16 protein-coding genes are annotated in these 15,461 nt (G+C 70.4%); 8 read left to right on the forward strand and 8 right to left on the reverse strand.

All coding sequences use genetic code 11. The features are described 5' to 3' along the window. Positions 1–31: 31 nt before the first annotated feature. The 5 genes from C6569_RS04420 to C6569_RS04440 all read left to right on the forward strand — a co-directional run bounded on the left by C6569_RS04420 (position 32) and on the right by C6569_RS04440 (position 5,175). Positions 32–979 (forward strand): ABC transporter permease, encoded by a 948-nt coding sequence (locus C6569_RS04420; RefSeq protein WP_106747695.1) that lies wholly within the window; start codon positions 32–34, stop codon positions 977–979. Beyond that, the gene (locus C6569_RS04425) at positions 979–1,791 is read left to right on the forward strand and encodes an ABC transporter permease (protein WP_106747696.1); all 813 of its coding nucleotides are present in this window, start codon (positions 979–981) and stop codon (positions 1,789–1,791) included. The genes C6569_RS04420 and C6569_RS04425 overlap by 1 nt, the downstream gene beginning before the upstream one ends. Continuing rightward, positions 1,788–3,470: an ABC transporter ATP-binding protein gene (locus tag C6569_RS04430; protein WP_245898231.1), complete on the forward strand. Its 1,683-nt coding sequence runs from the start codon at positions 1,788–1,790 to the stop codon at positions 3,468–3,470. Before C6569_RS04425 ends, C6569_RS04430 begins: the two co-directional genes overlap by 4 nt. A 296-nt stretch (positions 3,471–3,766) precedes the next feature. Continuing rightward, positions 3,767–4,498, forward strand: a complete 732-nt coding sequence (locus tag C6569_RS04435) for a 3-oxoacid CoA-transferase subunit A (protein WP_425440710.1) — start codon at positions 3,767–3,769, stop codon at positions 4,496–4,498. Beyond that, positions 4,495–5,175: a 3-oxoacid CoA-transferase subunit B gene (locus C6569_RS04440; protein ID WP_106747699.1), complete on the forward strand. Its 681-nt coding sequence runs from the start codon at positions 4,495–4,497 to the stop codon at positions 5,173–5,175. The genes C6569_RS04435 and C6569_RS04440 overlap by 4 nt, the downstream gene beginning before the upstream one ends. Positions 5,176–5,322: 147 nt before the next feature. On the opposite strand, the gene C6569_RS04445 is transcribed toward C6569_RS04440, so the two are convergent. Genes C6569_RS04445 through C6569_RS04465 form a run of 5 tightly spaced genes read right to left on the reverse strand, consistent with a single transcriptional unit; the run spans position 5,323 to position 10,101 of the window. Beyond that, positions 5,323–5,772 (reverse strand): RbsD/FucU family protein, encoded by a 450-nt coding sequence (locus C6569_RS04445; protein WP_106747700.1) that lies wholly within the window; start codon positions 5,770–5,772, stop codon positions 5,323–5,325. After that, entirely contained in the window at positions 5,756–6,637 is an 882-nt protein-coding gene (locus C6569_RS04450; RefSeq protein WP_106747701.1) for an amidohydrolase family protein, read from the reverse strand. Before C6569_RS04450 ends, C6569_RS04445 begins: the two co-directional genes overlap by 17 nt. Positions 6,638–6,639: 2 nt before the next feature. Continuing rightward, positions 6,640–7,674, reverse strand: a complete 1,035-nt coding sequence (locus C6569_RS04455; RefSeq protein WP_106747702.1) for an aldo/keto reductase — start codon at positions 7,672–7,674, stop codon at positions 6,640–6,642. Continuing rightward, the gene (locus tag C6569_RS04460) at positions 7,671–9,074 is read right to left on the reverse strand and encodes an amidase (protein ID WP_106747703.1); all 1,404 of its coding nucleotides are present in this window, start codon (positions 9,072–9,074) and stop codon (positions 7,671–7,673) included. The genes C6569_RS04455 and C6569_RS04460 overlap by 4 nt, the downstream gene beginning before the upstream one ends. Next, positions 9,064–10,101 carry a LacI family DNA-binding transcriptional regulator gene (locus C6569_RS04465; protein WP_106747704.1) on the reverse strand — a complete coding sequence of 346 codons (1,038 nt, stop codon included), beginning with the start codon at positions 10,099–10,101 and terminating at the stop codon, positions 9,064–9,066. Before C6569_RS04465 ends, C6569_RS04460 begins: the two co-directional genes overlap by 11 nt. 196 nt (positions 10,102–10,297) lie before the next feature. Here C6569_RS04465 and C6569_RS04470 point away from each other — a divergent pair, with 196 nt between their 5' ends. From C6569_RS04470 to C6569_RS04480, 3 genes are all read left to right on the forward strand, one after another. Then, on the forward strand, positions 10,298–11,239 hold the full coding sequence (locus tag C6569_RS04470; RefSeq protein ID WP_106747705.1) for an ABC transporter permease: 942 nt from the start codon (positions 10,298–10,300) through the stop codon (positions 11,237–11,239). Between the two features lie 13 nt (positions 11,240–11,252). Beyond that, on the forward strand, positions 11,253–12,143 hold the full coding sequence (locus C6569_RS04475) for an ABC transporter permease (protein WP_106750896.1): 891 nt from the start codon (positions 11,253–11,255) through the stop codon (positions 12,141–12,143). Between the two features lie 74 nt (positions 12,144–12,217). Next, the gene (locus tag C6569_RS04480) at positions 12,218–13,774 is read left to right on the forward strand and encodes an ABC transporter substrate-binding protein (RefSeq protein WP_245898232.1); all 1,557 of its coding nucleotides are present in this window, start codon (positions 12,218–12,220) and stop codon (positions 13,772–13,774) included. A 126-nt stretch (positions 13,775–13,900) separates the two neighbouring features. On the opposite strand, the gene soxA is transcribed toward C6569_RS04480, so the two are convergent. Genes soxA through C6569_RS04495 form a run of 3 tightly spaced genes read right to left on the reverse strand, consistent with a single transcriptional unit; the run spans position 13,901 to position 15,459 of the window. Next, a complete protein-coding gene (gene soxA / locus C6569_RS04485; protein WP_106747707.1) occupies positions 13,901–14,650 on the reverse strand; it encodes a sulfur oxidation c-type cytochrome SoxA in 750 nt (249 codons plus the stop codon). Next, positions 14,647–14,976, reverse strand: a complete 330-nt coding sequence (locus tag C6569_RS04490) for a thiosulfate oxidation carrier complex protein SoxZ (protein ID WP_106747708.1) — start codon at positions 14,974–14,976, stop codon at positions 14,647–14,649. The genes soxA and C6569_RS04490 overlap by 4 nt, the downstream gene beginning before the upstream one ends. Before the next feature lie 3 nt (positions 14,977–14,979). Further along, positions 14,980–15,459, reverse strand: a complete 480-nt coding sequence (locus C6569_RS04495; RefSeq protein ID WP_106747709.1) for a thiosulfate oxidation carrier protein SoxY — start codon at positions 15,457–15,459, stop codon at positions 14,980–14,982. Positions 15,460–15,461 lie beyond the last annotated feature (2 nt).

Genomic DNA, 15,461 nt, shown 5'->3' on the forward strand with positions numbered 1-15,461 from the left:
GATCGGCGGGCGGGGCTGAAGGGGCGGACCCATGGCCGGCTACATCGCCCGTCGCCTTTTGCTGACGATCCCGACCCTGGTTCTCGTCGCGCTCGCCGTCTTCGCGCTGATCCGCATGGTTCCCGGCGATCCCGCCCAGCTCATGCTCGGCGACAGCGCCGATGCCGAGACGCTGGAGGCCCTCCGCAAGGCGATGGGCCACGACCGGTCCCTCGCCGCGCAGTTCCTGCACTGGGGCGGCAGGGTCCTGGCCGGCGACCTCGGGCTCTCGATCACCAGCCGCGAACCCGTCCTTCCGCTGATCCTGACGCGCTTCGCCGTCACCGCCCAGATCGTCGTCGTCGCCGTCGTCCTGTCGAGCCTCATCGCCGTCCCGCTCGGCATGATCGCCGCCTGGCGGCAGAATTCCGGCCTCGACCTCGGCATCACCGCCTTCTCCACGCTGATGGTCTCCCTGCCGAGCTTCTGGCTCGGCCTGATCCTGCTGCTGGTCTTCGGTGTCTGGCTGCAATGGCTGCCCATCGTCGGCTATGTCAGCCTCGCCGAGGATCCGCTGCGGTCGCTGAGCTTCGTCGTCCTGCCGGTGCTGACGCTGGTCCTGATCGAGGTCGGCGTGCTCACGCGCATGGCGCGCGCCGCGACCATCGACGTCCTCGGCCTCGAATACGTCGCCCACGCCCGCGCCAAGGGCGTCTCCGAGGCCGGCGTCATGGTGCGCCACGTCCTGCCCAACGCCTTTGCGCCGACCCTGACCTTGATCGGCGTCGTCCTCGGCAACCTCCTCGGCGGCATCGCGGTCATCGAGACCGTCTTCACCCTGCCGGGGCTCGGTCGCCTGATGGTCGATGCGATCTTCCAGCGCGACTATCCGGTGGTCCAGGGCGTGATGCTGTTCATCGCCACGACCTATGTCCTGGTGAACCTCGCCGTCGATCTCGCCTATCCCCTGTTCGATCCCCGCGTGGCGGCGGAGGCGTGATGCGCGCGCGGCTCAACCTGATCATTGGCGGCACGCTGGTCTCCGCTCTCGTCGCCATGGCGGCCACGGCGATCGTCTGGACGCCGGCGAGCCCCGTGCGCGTCAACATCCGCGCCCGGCTGCAGCCGCCCTCCGGCCAGTACTGGCTCGGCACCGACGAATTCGGCCGCGACGTGCTGTCCCGGCTGATGACCGGCGCCCAGACCAGCCTCACCGTGGCCGTCACCACGGTCGTGGTGGCCATGGCCATCGGCATCGCCGTGGGGGTGACGAGCGGCTTCTTCCGCGGCTGGGTCGACCGCGTGCTGATGATGGCCAACGACGCGCTGCTGGCCTTCCCCGGCATCCTCCTGGCGCTGGGTCTGCTCGCGGTCATCGGCCCATCGCAATGGGGCATCGTGGTGGCGCTCGGCCTCGCCTATGCGCCGACCGTCGCCCGCGTCGTGCGCGGGCAGGTTCTGTCCCTGCGCGAACGCGAGTTCGTCGAAGCGTCGCGGGCCCTCGGCAACAGCCAGGCCTACACCCTCGTCCGCCATGTTCTGCCCCATACGGTGTCGCCGCTCATCGTGCTGGCGACGTCGATGTGCGGCTGGGTCATCCTCGCCGAGAGCGCGCTGTCCTTCCTCGGCCTCGGCGTGCCGCCACCGGCACCGACCTGGGGCAACATGCTCTCGGCGGCCCGGCCCTTCATGGAGACGGCGCCCCAGCTCGCCATCGTGCCGGGCGTGATGATCGCGCTCTGCCTGCTCGGTGCCAACCTGCTGGGGGACGCCCTGCGCGACCTCCTCGACCCGAGGATGCTCGGCCGATGACCGCGACACCTGCATCGATGCCCGTCGTCTCGCCGCCCGTCCTCGCCGTGCGCGACCTCCGTGTGGGAACGCCGTCCGGCTTCACCGCCGTGGCCGGCGTCAGCTTCGACATCGGCGCGGGAGAGATCGTGGCGGTGGTCGGCGAATCCGGCTCCGGCAAGACCGCCACCGGCCGCGCCGTGATCGGCCTGCTGCCGAGGGGCCTTTCCGTCACCGGCGGCTCCATCGCGATCGCCGGCGAGGAGGTGACGACCTTCGGCCAGGGGCAGTTGCGGTCCATCCGCGGCGCGGTCGTCGGCATGGTCTTCCAGGAGCCGATGGTCTCGCTCAACCCGGCGCTGAGCATCGGTCTCCAGATGTCCGAGGCCATGCGGATCCACACCACCATGCCGGACGCCGAAATCCGGCAGGCGATCCTCGCCATGCTCGCGCGCGTCGGCATCGCCGATCCCGAGGGCTGCCTCGCCGCCTATCCACACGAGTTCTCGGGCGGCATGCGCCAGCGGATCATGCTGGCGAGCGTCATGCTGCTGAAGCCGCGGCTCCTCATCGCCGACGAGCCTACCACCGCCCTCGACACCTTGTCGCAGGCCGAGGTGCTCGACCTCATGGTGGAGCTGACGCGCGAGAGCGGCACGGCGGTGATGCTGATCACCCATAATCTCGGCCTGGTCGCCCGCTATGCCGACCGCGCCCTCGTCATGCGCCAGGGCGAGATCGTCGAAGAGGGGCCGGCGCGGCGTCTTCTCGCGGAACCGCGCCACGTCTATACGCGCGCCCTCGTCGATGCCCTGCCGCGCCGCACGGCGCGCCCGCTGGTGCCCGTGGCCCGCGATCCCGTGATCCGCGCGGAGGGCCTTTCCGTCCGCTTCGCCTCGGGCGGCGCCTGGCTGCGGCCGCGGCGGATCGTGCGCGCGGTCGACGGGGTCGATCTCTCCGTCCATGCCGGCGAGACGGTCTCGCTGGTCGGCGGCTCGGGCTCGGGCAAGACCACCCTCGGGCGGGCCATGCTGCGGCTGGTCGAGCCGAGCGCCGGTCGTATCCTCTTTCGGGGCGAGGACGTCTCGGCCTTGAAGGGACGCGGGCTGTTGCCCTTCAGGCTGGCGTGCCAGATCGTTTTCCAGGACCCCTATTCCTCGCTCGACCCGCGCATGAGGGTCGGGGCGATCGTCCAGGAGCCGCTCCGGCTGGTGCCCGGCCTCGACGCGGCGGAGATCACGCGGCGCGTCGCGGCGATCCTCGACGACGTCGGCCTCACCGGTCTCGAGGCACGCTATCCGCACCAGCTCTCGGGCGGCCAGCGTCAGCGCGTGGCGATCGCCCGCGCGCTGGTCCGGCGCCCCGATTTCGTCGTGGCGGACGAGCCGGTCTCCGCCCTCGACATGACCATCCAGAAGCAGATCCTCGCCCTGTTCAGGTCGCTGCAGCAGTCCTACGGCTTCGCCTGCCTCTTCGTCAGCCACGACCTGGCCGCCGTCGAGGAAATCTCCGACCGCGTGATCGTCATGCAGGAGGGCAAGATCGTCGAGGAAGGCCCGCGCGACGCCGTCTACGACAATCCCCGGCACGCCTACACGCAGCGCCTGCTGGCAGCCTCTCCGCGTCTCGACGGCGAGCCGCCTGCGGCCAGAGGAGCGATGACGAGCGAGCCCCACGCGATCACGACCAACCTCTATTAGCCGCCTCGGGGTCCTCCTCCCGACCCGACGACGGACCTTCCGCCCGACACGCTGGGTCGCAGTGCCGCGCGATCATGTGCGGGCTCTGTCGTGGCAGATCGCGTCGGACGGCGGCGCAGCGCTGGACAACCCTCAGCCGAATGTTGAACATTTCCGGCCGACGTGACACGAGAACGCCGCGGATTCGCGCCGAGCGATCCCGCGGACCGTTCTCGACGCCCGCCGGTTTCAGGTCCGGGGCCGCGTCGAAATCGGCACCATTTCGCCAGCCCCCCGGGAAAGTGGGTCCCAGAGAGATGACAAGCCCAGCCTACGCCGGAGTGTTGAAGCCGGTGCTCTCCATCGCCGACGCGCTGTCGGTCGTCGAGGACGGCATGACCGTCATGATCGGCGGATTCGGGGGCGCCGGATCGCCGGTCGAACTCGTTCACGGCCTGATCGATACCGGCAAGCGCGACCTGGTGGTGGTGAACAACAATGCGGGGAACGGTCAGGTCGGCCTGGCCGCCCTCATCCGCGAGAAGCGCGTCCGCAAGATGATCTGCTCGTTTCCGCGGTCGTCCGATTCCAGCGCCTTCCGCGAACTCTACGAGGCGGGCGAGATCGAGCTCGAGGTGGTCCCCCAGGGGACCCTCGCCGAGCGCATCCGCGCGGCGGGTGCGGGCGTTCCCGCCTTCTTCACGCCGACCGGCTTCGGAACGCCGCTCGCGGCCGGCAAGGAGGCCCGAGAATTCGGCGGCCGCACCTACATCATGGAGCACGCCCTTCACGCGGACATCGCCCTGGTCAAGGCCGCCCGGGCCGACCGGGCCGGGAACCTGACCTTCAGCAAGTCGGCCCGCAATTTCGGACCGATCATGTGTGCCGCCGCCGCGGTGTCCATCGTGCAGGCCGGCGACGTCGTCGATGCCGGAGCGATCGATCCGGAAATCGTCGTGACGCCCGGCATCTTCGTCGATCGTCTCGTTCATGTCCCCGATCCGAGCCAGGAAGAGGATCTCGTGGCAAAGGGAGTGCGCTATCCATGACCGACACGGTGGCACGATTGACGCGCCGTCAGATGGCCTGGCGCGCCGCCCAGGACATCGCCGACGGCAGCTATGTGAACCTCGGCATCGGCATTCCGGAGCTCTGCGCCAATTTCGTCCCCGAGGGGCGCCGGGTGACCTATCACACCGAAAACGGCATTCTCGGCTTCGGTGAGGCGCCTGCGAAGGACCTGGTCGACTTCGACCTCATCAACGCCGGCAAGAAGCCCGTGTCGCTGCTGCCCGGGGCCGCGATCTTCGATCACGCCATGAGCTTTTCGATGATCCGCGGCAAGCATATCGATCTGGCGATCCTCGGCGCCTTCCAGGTTTCGGCGCAGGGTGACCTCGCCAACTGGAGCACGGGCGACAATTCGGTTCCCGCCGTCGGCGGGGCCATGGATCTCGTCGTCGGCGCCCGTGACATCTACATCATCACCGAGCATACGACGCGCACCGGCGAACCCAAGCTTCTGGATGCCTGCAGCTATCCCCTGACCGGGATCGGCGTCGTGCGCCGGGTCTTCACCGATCTCGCGGTCATCGACGTGACGGGTGACGGCTTCGTCGTCTCGGAGATCGTCGCGGGCATGTCTCTGGACGAGTTGCGGGCGAAGACCGGGTCTCCGCTGGCCGCTCACCGGGACCTCCGCAGCATGCAGGCGCCTGCCCTGTGAGGCCGGTGGCCTGATCGCCTGCCGGACCTGACGCGGCGGGCGTTGCCCGGCAACGGCACGAGCCGCAGGCGCTCGGCGCGCGGCCGCACGTTGAGACCGGAGGCCATGGTCTTGGCTACGGTCGCCACAGATGGACGGTGCCCCGCGTCAGGGGGCGGCGATGACGCCCTTGCGCAGGAGGAAGCAGCCGTATGGCCGGGGGTCGCCGACCTGCACGACGGCGAAGGCGCTCTCCGCCGCCGCGTAGAAGGCGAAGCGCTCCAGCCCCGCCATGACGGGCGGAGGGTCTGCGATGGAAGCGAGCAGGGCCGCCACCTCCCGCTGCACGAGCGGGATCGCGTCGTCGTCGCCGACCACCGCCATCCGCCGGACCGGCGAGGCTTCGAAATCGTCCAGCGGCAACAGGGTCAGGATCGCTCCGAGGACACGGGCCATGGTCAGGCCGGGCACGCGCACCAGCCGTTTCGAGGCGGTCGCGGCGGCGATCCGCTCGGCCGGATGATTGGCATCGACGACGGCGAGGTCGTCCCCATGCCCCATGGCGGCGAGGATCCAGAGGAGATCCGGCCCGAGTACGGGATCAAGGCCCTTCAGCACGGTGGTCTCCGGATGTTGGCCGCAGGGCCCGGCGGCCGCGGGTGGTGAGATAGATGCGGGCGGCGTTGCCGCCGAAGATCGCGGTCCGCTGCGCCTCGTCGAGCGCGGCGGTGAGCACGGTGGCAGCCTCCCACCAGGCGTCATAGCCGCCGGCGACGTTCACCACCGGCCAGTCGCTTCCCCAGATCAGCCTGTCAGGGCCGAAGCAGTCGAGGAGGTGGGCGGCATAGGGTGCGAGATCCGCGGCGGACCAGGACGGGGAGGCCTCGGTGACGAAGCCCGAGAGCTTGCAGGTGACATGGCCGCGGGCGGCGAGGGCGGCCATGTCGGCGCGCCAGGGGTCGAGGCACCCGGTGCGGATGAAGGGCTTGGCGCCGTGATCGACGACGATGGACAGGCCGGGATGTCGATCCGCCACCACGAGCAGGCGCGACAGGTGCCGCGGCAGGACGAGGGCGTCGAAGACGAGGCCGAGCCGGGCCATGGTCTCGAGCGCCGGAGCGAGCCGGGGGTCGAGGAGGAAGTCGTCGTCGGCGAGGTCCTGCACCATGGGGCGCAGGCCGACGAGCAGGGGATCCTCGGCCATCAGGCCGATGGCCCCGGCTGCGTCCGGCGCGAGAAGGTCGGCCCAGCCGACGACGCCCGCGACGGTCTCGCTGTCCTGCGCCAGGGCGAGGAGGAAAGCGGTTTCGGCGATGGTCGGCGCCGCCTGGACGAGAATGGTCGCGGCGATGCCGTGCCGGGCGAGCAGGGGGGCGAGGTCGGAGGGCAGGTGATCGCGCCGCAGCACCTCCGGGGCGGCATCCAGCCAGCCGTAGTCGCCGCGGTCCATCCGCCAGAAGTGCTGGTGCGCGTCGATCCGCATCGTCACGCCGGTGTGGGTGCGTGAGGAGGGATGAGTCCCGCCGCGCGGAGGTCGCTCCACAGGGCGGACGGAGGCGGCATGGCGAGGGCGGCGATGTTGGCGGCGATCTCGTCCGGGCGGACCGCGCCGATCACCAGGGCCGCCACCGCCGGATGCGCAGCCGCGAAGGCGAGGGCGGCGCGGCGCAGCTCCACGCCGTGGGCGGCGCAGACCTCCGCGAGCGCCTTCACCCGTCCGGCGATCTCGGGCGTCGCCGAGCGGTAGTTGTACGGGGCGCCGACGCCGCCGGCGAGGATGCCAGAATTGAAGACACCCGCGAGCATGACGCCGATCCCCTTCTCGGACGCCAGCGGCAGGAAGGAGTCGAGCGCTCCCTGCTCGAGCAGCGTGTAGCGCCCGGCGAGCATCATCACGTCGAAGTCGCCCGCGCGCGCGAAGCGCTCGCACATCTCCGCCTCGTTCACCCCCACCCCGATGGCCTTGACGGCGCCGGAGGCGCGCAAGCGGTCGAGGGCGCGGTAAGCGCCGTCCATGGCCTCGGCGAAGCGGCGCTCGACCTCCGCCCCATGGGTCCAGGCGTCCACGTCGTGGATGAGGAGGATGTCGATGTGGTCGGTGCCCAGCCGCAGCAGCGACTGCTCGAAGGACCGCATGGCGCCGTCGTAGGAGTAGTCGATCACGGCCCCGTGCGGCAGGCCGCCGGCATAGCCCGACCTGTCGCCGGGGCTCGCCGACGGGTCCATCCAGCGGCCGACCTTGGTCGACAGCACCACGCGGTCGCGCGGAACCTGTCTCAGGGCGGCGCCGATCCGGTGCTCGGACAGGCCGTGTCCGTAGAGCGGCGAGGTGTCGATGAGGTCGATGCCGGCGGCGAGGGCGCCGGTCACCGTCTCCTGTGCTTGGCGCTCGTCCAGCGCCGCGTAGAGGTCGCCGAGGGGCGCGCCGCCGAAGCCGATCTGCCCGACCTCCAGTCCGGAAGCCAGCCGCCGGCGGGGCAGAGCCGCGCGAATGGGCGCGAGGGCAGGGAGCACGGTCATCGTGGATCGACGGGTCCCGTGGGGAGAGCGAGCTCGCGCTCGATCCAGGCCGCGAGCCGAAACAGGTCGGCCTCGCGCCCGCCGTGGGTCAGGATCTGCACGCCGATGGGAAGCCCCTCCGGCGAGAAGCCGATGGGAACGGAGATGGCCGGCAGGCCGCTGAGGGACCAGATCGCCGTGATGGCGATCCAGCCGAGGTAATCCGGCATCGTCTCGCCCGCGACCGTTTCCGGCGCGAGGATATCGGCCGCGAAGGGCATGGTCTGGGTCGCCGGGCAGACGAGGAATTCGTGGGTGTCGAGGAAGTCGACGGCGCGGCGGTAGAAGTCGGTGCGGACGCGGTTCGCCGCGGCGATGGCGCGGCCGGGCTGGTCGCGGCCCCGCAGGATGTCGCCCATGACGGCAGGGGGAAACAGGTCCCGGTGCCGGTCGAGGAGCGGCTCCCAGGTGGCGAAGAAACTCTCGCCGCGCAGCACGCGGAACGCGTCCATGGCACCGGTCGTGGCGGGATAACCGCGATGCACCGCGACGCCGGCCCGTTCGAGAGTGTCGGCGAAGATCTCGACGGCCGCCCTGACCGGCGTCTCCACGGGGAGGCCGAGGTCGGGCGAGATCGCGATGCGCGCCGGCCTGCGTGGGTCTCGTGCGGCGGCGAAAGCCGGCGGGCCGGAGGCGGGCCGGGAGAGAAAGTCGCCGGGGTCGTAGCCGACCATAGCGTCGAAGAGCAGAGCGAGATCGTCCACCGAGCGCGCCATCGGCCCCTCGACGAAGATGGTGTCGAAGGGGTCCGTCAGGCGCTTGCGGGGCACGCGGCCGGGCGTCGGACGCAGGCCCAGCACATTGCAGAAGGCGGCGGGGATGCGCAGGCTGCCGCCATAGTCGTTGCCGTGCGCCAGCCAGGCCTCGCCGGTCGCCAGCGCCACCGCCGAGCCGCCGGACGAGCCGCCGCAGGTGAGGCGGGTGTCGTAGGGGTTCAGCGTGGTGCCGTGCACCGCGTTGGTCGTCTGCGCGCCGCCGAGCTCGGAAAGGTTGGCCTTGCCGAGGACGACGGCGCCGTTCGTCTCCATCTGCGCCACGGTGCGGTCGGAGGTCGCGGAGACGCGGTCGCGGAAGATCGGCGTGCCGCCGGTGTTCCGGGTGCCGGCGACGTCGTTGTTGTCCTTCACCACGATGGGAATGCCGGAAAGGATCGTGTCGTGCCCGGCGCGCCGCGCGACGTCCGCCGCGCGCGCCTGGTCCATGGCGCGGTCGAGGCAGAGCGTCGGGACGGCGTTGACCTTCGGCTCCACCACGGCGATCCGGTCGGCGGCGGCCTCCACGAGTTCGACGGAGGTGATCTCTCCCGCCCGCAGGAGCGTGCGGACGGCGGTGGCGGACAGGGCGATCAGGTCATGCGACATGGGGGGTCCCGGAGGGGGTGACGGCGGGCGCGCCGCAGGATCGGCGGACGATGAGCTTCGGCGCCATCACGACGACCTCGCCCGGGCCGAGGCGGCTTCCCGCGATCCGCTCGGCGACGAGCGCCAGCGCCCGCTCGCCGATCTCGCGCACCGGCTGGGCGACGGCGGTGAGGCGCGGCGACACCGAATCGGCCCAGGGCAGGTCGTCGATGCCGATGATCGAGACGTCCTCGGGGCAGCGCAGGCCGAGATCGGCGAGGGCCCGGATGGCGCCGACGGTCATCAGGTTGTTGGTGGCGAAGATCGCGGTGGGGGGATCGTCGGTCGCCAGCAGATCGGCCACGGCCCGGCAGGCGGGCGCCTCCTGAAAGCCGGCGTCGCGCACGAGGGCGGGGTCAAGGGGAATCCCGGCGGTCAGCAGCGCCTCGCGATAGCCGCGCAGACGGTCCGCGGCGGTGCGCACGACCTCCGGACCGTTGACGAGCGCGATGCGGCGATGGCCGGCGGCGATCAGGTGGCGTGTCGCCTCGAAGGCGGCCCGGTGGTTGTCCAGGACCACGGCGTCATAGCCCAGCCCGTCCATGGCGCGGTCGACGAGCACGACCGGCACCTCGAGCTGCGCGAGAAGGGCGGCGCGGTTCATCGACACCGCGCCGGTGGGGGCCAGGATGAGCCCGTCGATGCGCTGGCTGCGCAGCATCTTCAGGTGGGCCTCTTCGCGCTCGACCCGTTCCGAGGAGTTGCAGAGGAGCACGAGATAGCCGCTGGCGGCGGCGGCGTCCTCGACCGCCGCGAAGAGGTCGGAGAAGAACGGGTTGGTGATGTCGCCGACCACCAGGCCGAGCAGCCCGCTGGATCGCTTGCGCAGAGAGCGGGCCGCGGGATGGGGCGCATAGCCGAGTTTGTCCACGGCCGCGAGGACGCGGGCGCGCAGCTCCCCGCTGACGCGGTCGGCGCTGTTCAGCGCGTTCGACACGGTCGCGACGGACACGTTCGCCAGCCGCGCGACGTCCCGGATCGTGGCCATCCATTCTCCCTGTGAAACGTTTTACTCTTGCGGCCCATTCTTTCAATGTCGCGACGGCATTGCAACAGATGGGCGAAAATTTTGCGCTTGAAGCAGCCGTGAGCCTGTGTAAGCCTATTTTGAAACGTTTTACAAAAACCCGTCGAGGAAACCCCGCCGTGCTGCGCTTCCGTGCCTCCTCCGCGAGGCCGCACCCATGATGCCCTACATTCTCCGGCGGGTGGCCGCGACGATCCCCGTGCTCGTCTTCGTGGCCCTCTTTGTCTTCTTCCTGCTGCGGCTGACGCCGGGGGATCCCGCTGTGCTGATCGCCGGCGACCAGGCGACGGAGGCGCAGATCGAGACGATCCGCCGGCAGCTCGGGCTCGACAGGCCGATCCTCGAACAACTCGTCGCCTGGACGGGACGCATCCTCTCCGGCGACCTCGGCCGGTCCGTCTTCTCCGACATGGAGGTGACGCGGTTGGTCGCCATGCGGATCGAGCCCACCGCCCTTCTGGCCCTGGTCGCCATCGTCATGGCGCTGGTCATCGCGCTGCCGCTGGGGACGCTCGCCGCCGTGACGGCGGGCAGCCGCATCGACCGCGCGGTCATGGCCTTCGCCATGCTCGGGTTTTCGTCGCCCGTCTTCGTCGTCGCCTTCCTGCTCGTCTATGTCTTCGCGCTGACGCTCGGCTGGTTCCCGACGCAAGGTTATGTCCCGCTCGCCGACGGTGTCTGGGCCTGTCTCAACAGCCTCATTCTGCCGGGCATGGCGCTGGCCATGCTCTATGCGGCGCTTCTGGCGCGCATCACCCGGACGAGCCTCCTCGAGGTGCTGTCGGAGGACTATGTCCGCACCGCCCGCGCCAAGGGGTTGATGCCGCTGCGCGTGCTGGTCCGCCACGCCCTGCAGAACGCCGCCATTCCCATCGTCACCGTCGTCGGCGTCGGTATCGCGGCGCTGCTCGGCGGGGTGGTGGTGACCGAGACGGTGTTCAACATCCCCGGCCTCGGCCGCCTGACGACGGACGCCATCCTGCGCCGCGACTATCCCGTGGTGCAGGGGCTCATCCTGATCTTTTCGGGCGTCTACGTGCTCATCAACCTGCTGGTCGACCTCAGCTATGTGCTGTTCGACCCGCGCGTGCGCTATTGAGGGCGAGATGGCGATGACCGACGCCTCTCCGCGGAGCGCCACGCCCCTCCAGTCCCTCGCCGAGACGGTGGGTCGGCTCGGCGCCTTCCTGCGCGCCAATCCCGTAGTCGCCACCGGCCTCATCGTGCTCCTCGTCTTCGCACTGGTGGCGCTGCTCGCGCCGCTGATCTTCGTCGATCCGGCACGGGTCAACCCGCTGCAGCGGCTGCGCCCGCCGAGCCTCGCCCATCCCTTCGGTACCGATCAGATCGGCCGCTCGACCCTGTCGCGGACGTTCAACGGCACCGCCATCTCGCTGACGGTCGGTGCGCTGGTCACCGCCGTCGTCGTCGTCTTCGGCCTCCTCATCGGCCTCGTCTCCGGCTTCGTGCGCTGGCTCGACGGGATCGCCATGCGGGTGATGGACGGCATGATGGCCATCCCGGGCATCCTGCTCGCCATCGCGCTGATGTCGCTGTTCGGCTCGGGCGTGCGCAACGTCATCATCGCCATCGCGATCGCCGAGATCCCGCGCATGGCGCGGATCGTCCGCTCCTCCGTGCTGGTGATCCGCGAGCAGCCCTATGTGGAGGCGGCGCGCGCCGCAGGCACCCGCACGCCGCGGCTTCTCGTCCAGCACATCCTGCCGAACGTCGCGGCGCCCGTGATCGTCCAGGCGACCTACGTCTTCGCCTCCGCGATGATCGTGGAATCGGTCCTGTCCTTCCTCGGTGCCGGCACGCCGCCGACCGTTCCGAGCTGGGGCAACATGCTGGCCGAGGGACGCGCCTTCATGCAGCGCGCGCCGTGGATGATCGCCTTCCCCGGCGTCGCGCTCGCGCTGCTGGTGCTGACCGTCAACGTGCTGGGCGACGCGCTGCGCGACGCCATCGATCCGAAACTCGCGCGGCAACTGCGCACCTGATTGCCCCGCCACGCGGGCAAGAGCGCCGGGCAACGGCGCCATACGACGAAACGACAGAGCGGGAGGAGACGGGAATGACCCACTGGACACGACGACTGACGACGGCCGCCACAGCGGCCATGCTCATCATGACGGCTCTGCCGGCCATGGCGCAGACGGTGCTGAAGGTGCGCCCCTTCGGCGACCTGCGCACCATCGACCCGATCACCACGTCGGACTACATGGTCCGCAACCACGGCTACATGGTCTACGACACGCTGTTCGCTCAGGACGGTTCCGGCGCCATCAAGCCGCAGATGGTGGAGCGCCACACGGTCTCGGACGACGGCAAGACCTGGACCTTCGTGCTGCGCGAGGGCCTGAAGTTCCACGACAACCAGCCGGTCACGGCGGAGGACGTCGTCGCCTCGCTCAAGCGCTGGGGCGAGCGCGACGGGCTCGGTCAGCAGCTCATGGGGCAGACGGCCTCGCTCACCGCCACCGACGCCAGGACGGTGACGCTCGTCCTGAAGGAGCGCTGGGGCCTCGTGCTGGAGGCCCTCGGCAAGCCGAGCTCGATGGTGCCCTTCATCATGCCGGCGCGGATCGCCGCCACGCCGGCCAACCAGAACATCACCGATCCCATCGGCTCCGGCCCCTTCATGATGATCAGGGCCGAATGGTCGCCGGGCGCGAAGATCGTCTATGCCCGCGCGCCGATGTACGTGCCCCGCGCCGAACCGGCCGACGGCCTCGCCGGGGGCAAGCGGGCTCAGGTCGACCGCGTCGAGTGGATCATCATGCCCGACGCGCAGACCGCACTGAACGCGCTGCAGGCGGGCGAGATCGACATTTTCGAGGAGTTGCCGCCCGACATGATCCCGCTGGTGAAGTCCAACGCGCGGATCGCCATCAGCAGGCTGTCGGCGCTCCAGGGCGTCATGCGCATGAACCAGCTCCAGCCACCCTTCAACAACGCGAAGCTGCGGCAGGCGATCCTGCGCCTCGTCGATCAGGAGCAGACGCTCAGGGCCTATGTCGACGACAAGGCCCTCTACACGAACTGCCCGTCGTTCTTTATGTGCGACTCGCCCTATTTCACGAATGCGGCCTGGAAGCCCGCCGACGTTGCCGCGGCGCGCGCCCTGGTGCGCGAGAGCGGCTACAACGGCGAAAAGATCGTGCTGCTCGACGCCACCGAGACGGCGCTGAGCCCGGCCACCTTGGTGGTGGCACAGGCCATGCGCGACATCGGCCTCAACGTCGACTACCAGGCGATGGACTGGGGCACGCTGTCGAGCCGCCGCACCTCGAAGAACCCGGTCGCGCAAGGGGGCTGGTCGGCCTTCCTGTCGGGTCCCGCGGCCCCCGACATGTGGGAGCCGGTCGGGCACCTGGCGCTCCGCTCGAACTGCGACCGCGCCTGGTTCGGCTGGCCTTGCGATGAGGCCATCGAGAAGCTCCGCGCCGCCTTCACCACCGCGCCGGACCTCGCCGGCCGGCAGGCCATCGCCCGGCAGATCCAGGAGCGGGCGGTTGAAACGGTGCCCTATGTGCCGGTCGGCCAGTTCTGGCTGGTGCGTGGCCACCAGGCGAGCCTCAAGGGTCTGCTGACGGCGGGGCTGCCGGTCTACTGGAACATCAGCAAGTGACGACGTCGGGAGCCGGACCGCGTCGTGCGGCCCGGCTCCAAAGGGGCGCCGGCGTCTTGCCCTTTGGTGATGCCGGAGGGATCGCCTGGCCCCTGTGACAGCCCGCGTGTCCTCGCGGCCCTGCGACTAGCGACGCAGGCCCGGAGATTCGACCGGCAGGCCGCGGGCACGTACGGCGAGATAGAGCTCGAGCGCCAGATATTCCGCCGATCCATAGGAAAACTGGGTCGCCCTGACGCCGAGCGAGCAGGCGCGCAGCCGGCGGTGCAGCGAGCCCATCGTGTTCCATTCGAGCCGGTAGGCGGGAAATCCGGTGCCGACCCCGCTGGAGATGACGTCGCCGCGCAGGCGACGGCCGACGTTCGCCTCGTGGCAATGGGCGCAGGACAGGTTGAGCTGGCCCATGCGCGTCTCGAACAGCCGCCGTCCCTCGGCGACGAAGGATGCGGCCGGTCCGTCGGTGGCGACAGCCGTCGGCAGCCCGCGCGACTGCACCGCCACCGCCGCGGTGAGGGCAAGCAGGTCGTCGCTCTCATAGCCGAAGGCCGGCGCCTGCTGGTGGCGGCTGCGGCATGTCTCGATGCGGCCTTCGAGATTGAGAAGGCGCCCGTCACCGGCCACCTGCGGATAGCGGGTCGCCGCGCCGCGCATCCCGCCGATGTCGCCGTGGCAGCCCTGGCAGGACGGGCGTCCGCCCGCCGGCGCCGCCCGCCAGAGCGTCTCGCCCGAATCCACCCACAGCCAGCCCGGGTGGCGGGAGGGATCGTCCTGCAACGCCCGGAGGTCCGGCGACAGGAAGGTCGCGGGCGCGCGCACCTCGCCGGCGCCGGCCGCCGTCGCCGCGAGCATCAGGGCGAAAGCGATCGTCGCCCTCATGTCACCGTCAGGCTCTGGCGGCGCTCGTAGGTGACGCCGCCGTCCTCGATCCATTCGAACACGAGTTCGCCGCTGCGCTCGGCGCGGGTGGTGAAGGCGACATAGGGATTGGCGGCGATGCCGGGCGAAAGCTCTATGCGGAAGAGCTCCTGCCCCTCCTGGGTCACGCGCAGCGTGTGGATGATCTTGCGCGCCACTGGTCTCAGCCCCGGCGCGTCGATGGCGCGCTCCATCGGATGGCGAGCGAGCACGCGGATCTCGACGATCTCGCTGCGGCGGGCCTCTGCCGGCATGGTGATGCGGGCGGGAAGGGTGGCGCTGGCCATGGCTCAGCCTCCGTCCACGCAGGCGCCGAGGATGACGATGACCTCGCGGCTGCCGCGATGGACGACGCCGCGGCTCGTCTCGGCGAGCACCACGATGGTCTGCGTCTCCGCCAGGCGGATCCGCGTGGCGACGTCGGCGCGGCCGGCCTGCGGGCCGATGTGGAAAGTCGCGATCCGCGGGAAGGGGTTCTTCTCGGCCAGGATGTGAATGCGGGCGACATGGTCCTCGGCGCTCATCGGGCTGTCGATCCTGACCGCGATGTCCACAGCATTGCCGTTCTCCGAGAGCTGCGGCATCTCGATGGACAGGCCCGCCGCCGCCGGCTCGCGCCCGGCGAGGATCGCCCGCTCCGCGGCGGCGAAGGTCTCGGCTGATGCCGCCTGGCCCGAAGCCGCGGCGGGAGCGAGGGCGACAGCGGCCGCCGCGGCGATGGCGACGCGCCGCGTCAGGAGATCCGGCCGTTCAGGGGAAGGTTTGGGCATGG

It is taken from the genome of Phreatobacter cathodiphilus (assembly GCF_003008515.1).
Classification (GTDB): Bacteria; Pseudomonadota; Alphaproteobacteria; order Rhizobiales; family Phreatobacteraceae; genus Phreatobacter; species Phreatobacter cathodiphilus.

What these genes read in the sequence shown, in the direction of transcription:
- soxA (WP_106747707.1), bottom strand. Translation starts at nt 14,650, where the DNA reads ATGAGGGCGACGATCGCTTTCGCCCTGATGCTCGCGGCGACGGCGGCC.
- C6569_RS04470 (WP_106747705.1), top strand. Translation starts at nt 10,298, where the DNA reads ATGATGCCCTACATTCTCCGGCGGGTGGCCGCGACGATCCCCGTGCTC.
- C6569_RS04435 (WP_425440710.1), top strand. Translation starts at nt 3,767, where the DNA reads ATGACAAGCCCAGCCTACGCCGGAGTGTTGAAGCCGGTGCTCTCCATC.
- C6569_RS04450 (WP_106747701.1), bottom strand. Translation starts at nt 6,637, where the DNA reads ATGCGGATCGACGCGCACCAGCACTTCTGGCGGATGGACCGCGGCGAC.
- C6569_RS04455 (WP_106747702.1), bottom strand. Translation starts at nt 7,674, where the DNA reads ATGACCGTGCTCCCTGCCCTCGCGCCCATTCGCGCGGCTCTGCCCCGC.
- C6569_RS04425 (WP_106747696.1), top strand. Translation starts at nt 979, where the DNA reads ATGCGCGCGCGGCTCAACCTGATCATTGGCGGCACGCTGGTCTCCGCT.
- C6569_RS04480 (WP_245898232.1), top strand. Translation starts at nt 12,218, where the DNA reads ATGACCCACTGGACACGACGACTGACGACGGCCGCCACAGCGGCCATG.
- C6569_RS04440 (WP_106747699.1), top strand. Translation starts at nt 4,495, where the DNA reads ATGACCGACACGGTGGCACGATTGACGCGCCGTCAGATGGCCTGGCGC.
- C6569_RS04460 (WP_106747703.1), bottom strand. Translation starts at nt 9,074, where the DNA reads ATGTCGCATGACCTGATCGCCCTGTCCGCCACCGCCGTCCGCACGCTC.
- C6569_RS04490 (WP_106747708.1), bottom strand. Translation starts at nt 14,976, where the DNA reads ATGGCCAGCGCCACCCTTCCCGCCCGCATCACCATGCCGGCAGAGGCC.
- C6569_RS04475 (WP_106750896.1), top strand. Translation starts at nt 11,253, where the DNA reads ATGACCGACGCCTCTCCGCGGAGCGCCACGCCCCTCCAGTCCCTCGCC.
- C6569_RS04495 (WP_106747709.1), bottom strand. Translation starts at nt 15,459, where the DNA reads ATGCCCAAACCTTCCCCTGAACGGCCGGATCTCCTGACGCGGCGCGTC.
- C6569_RS04465 (WP_106747704.1), bottom strand. Translation starts at nt 10,101, where the DNA reads ATGGCCACGATCCGGGACGTCGCGCGGCTGGCGAACGTGTCCGTCGCG.
- C6569_RS04430 (WP_245898231.1), top strand. Translation starts at nt 1,788, where the DNA reads ATGACCGCGACACCTGCATCGATGCCCGTCGTCTCGCCGCCCGTCCTC.
- C6569_RS04420 (WP_106747695.1), top strand. Translation starts at nt 32, where the DNA reads ATGGCCGGCTACATCGCCCGTCGCCTTTTGCTGACGATCCCGACCCTG.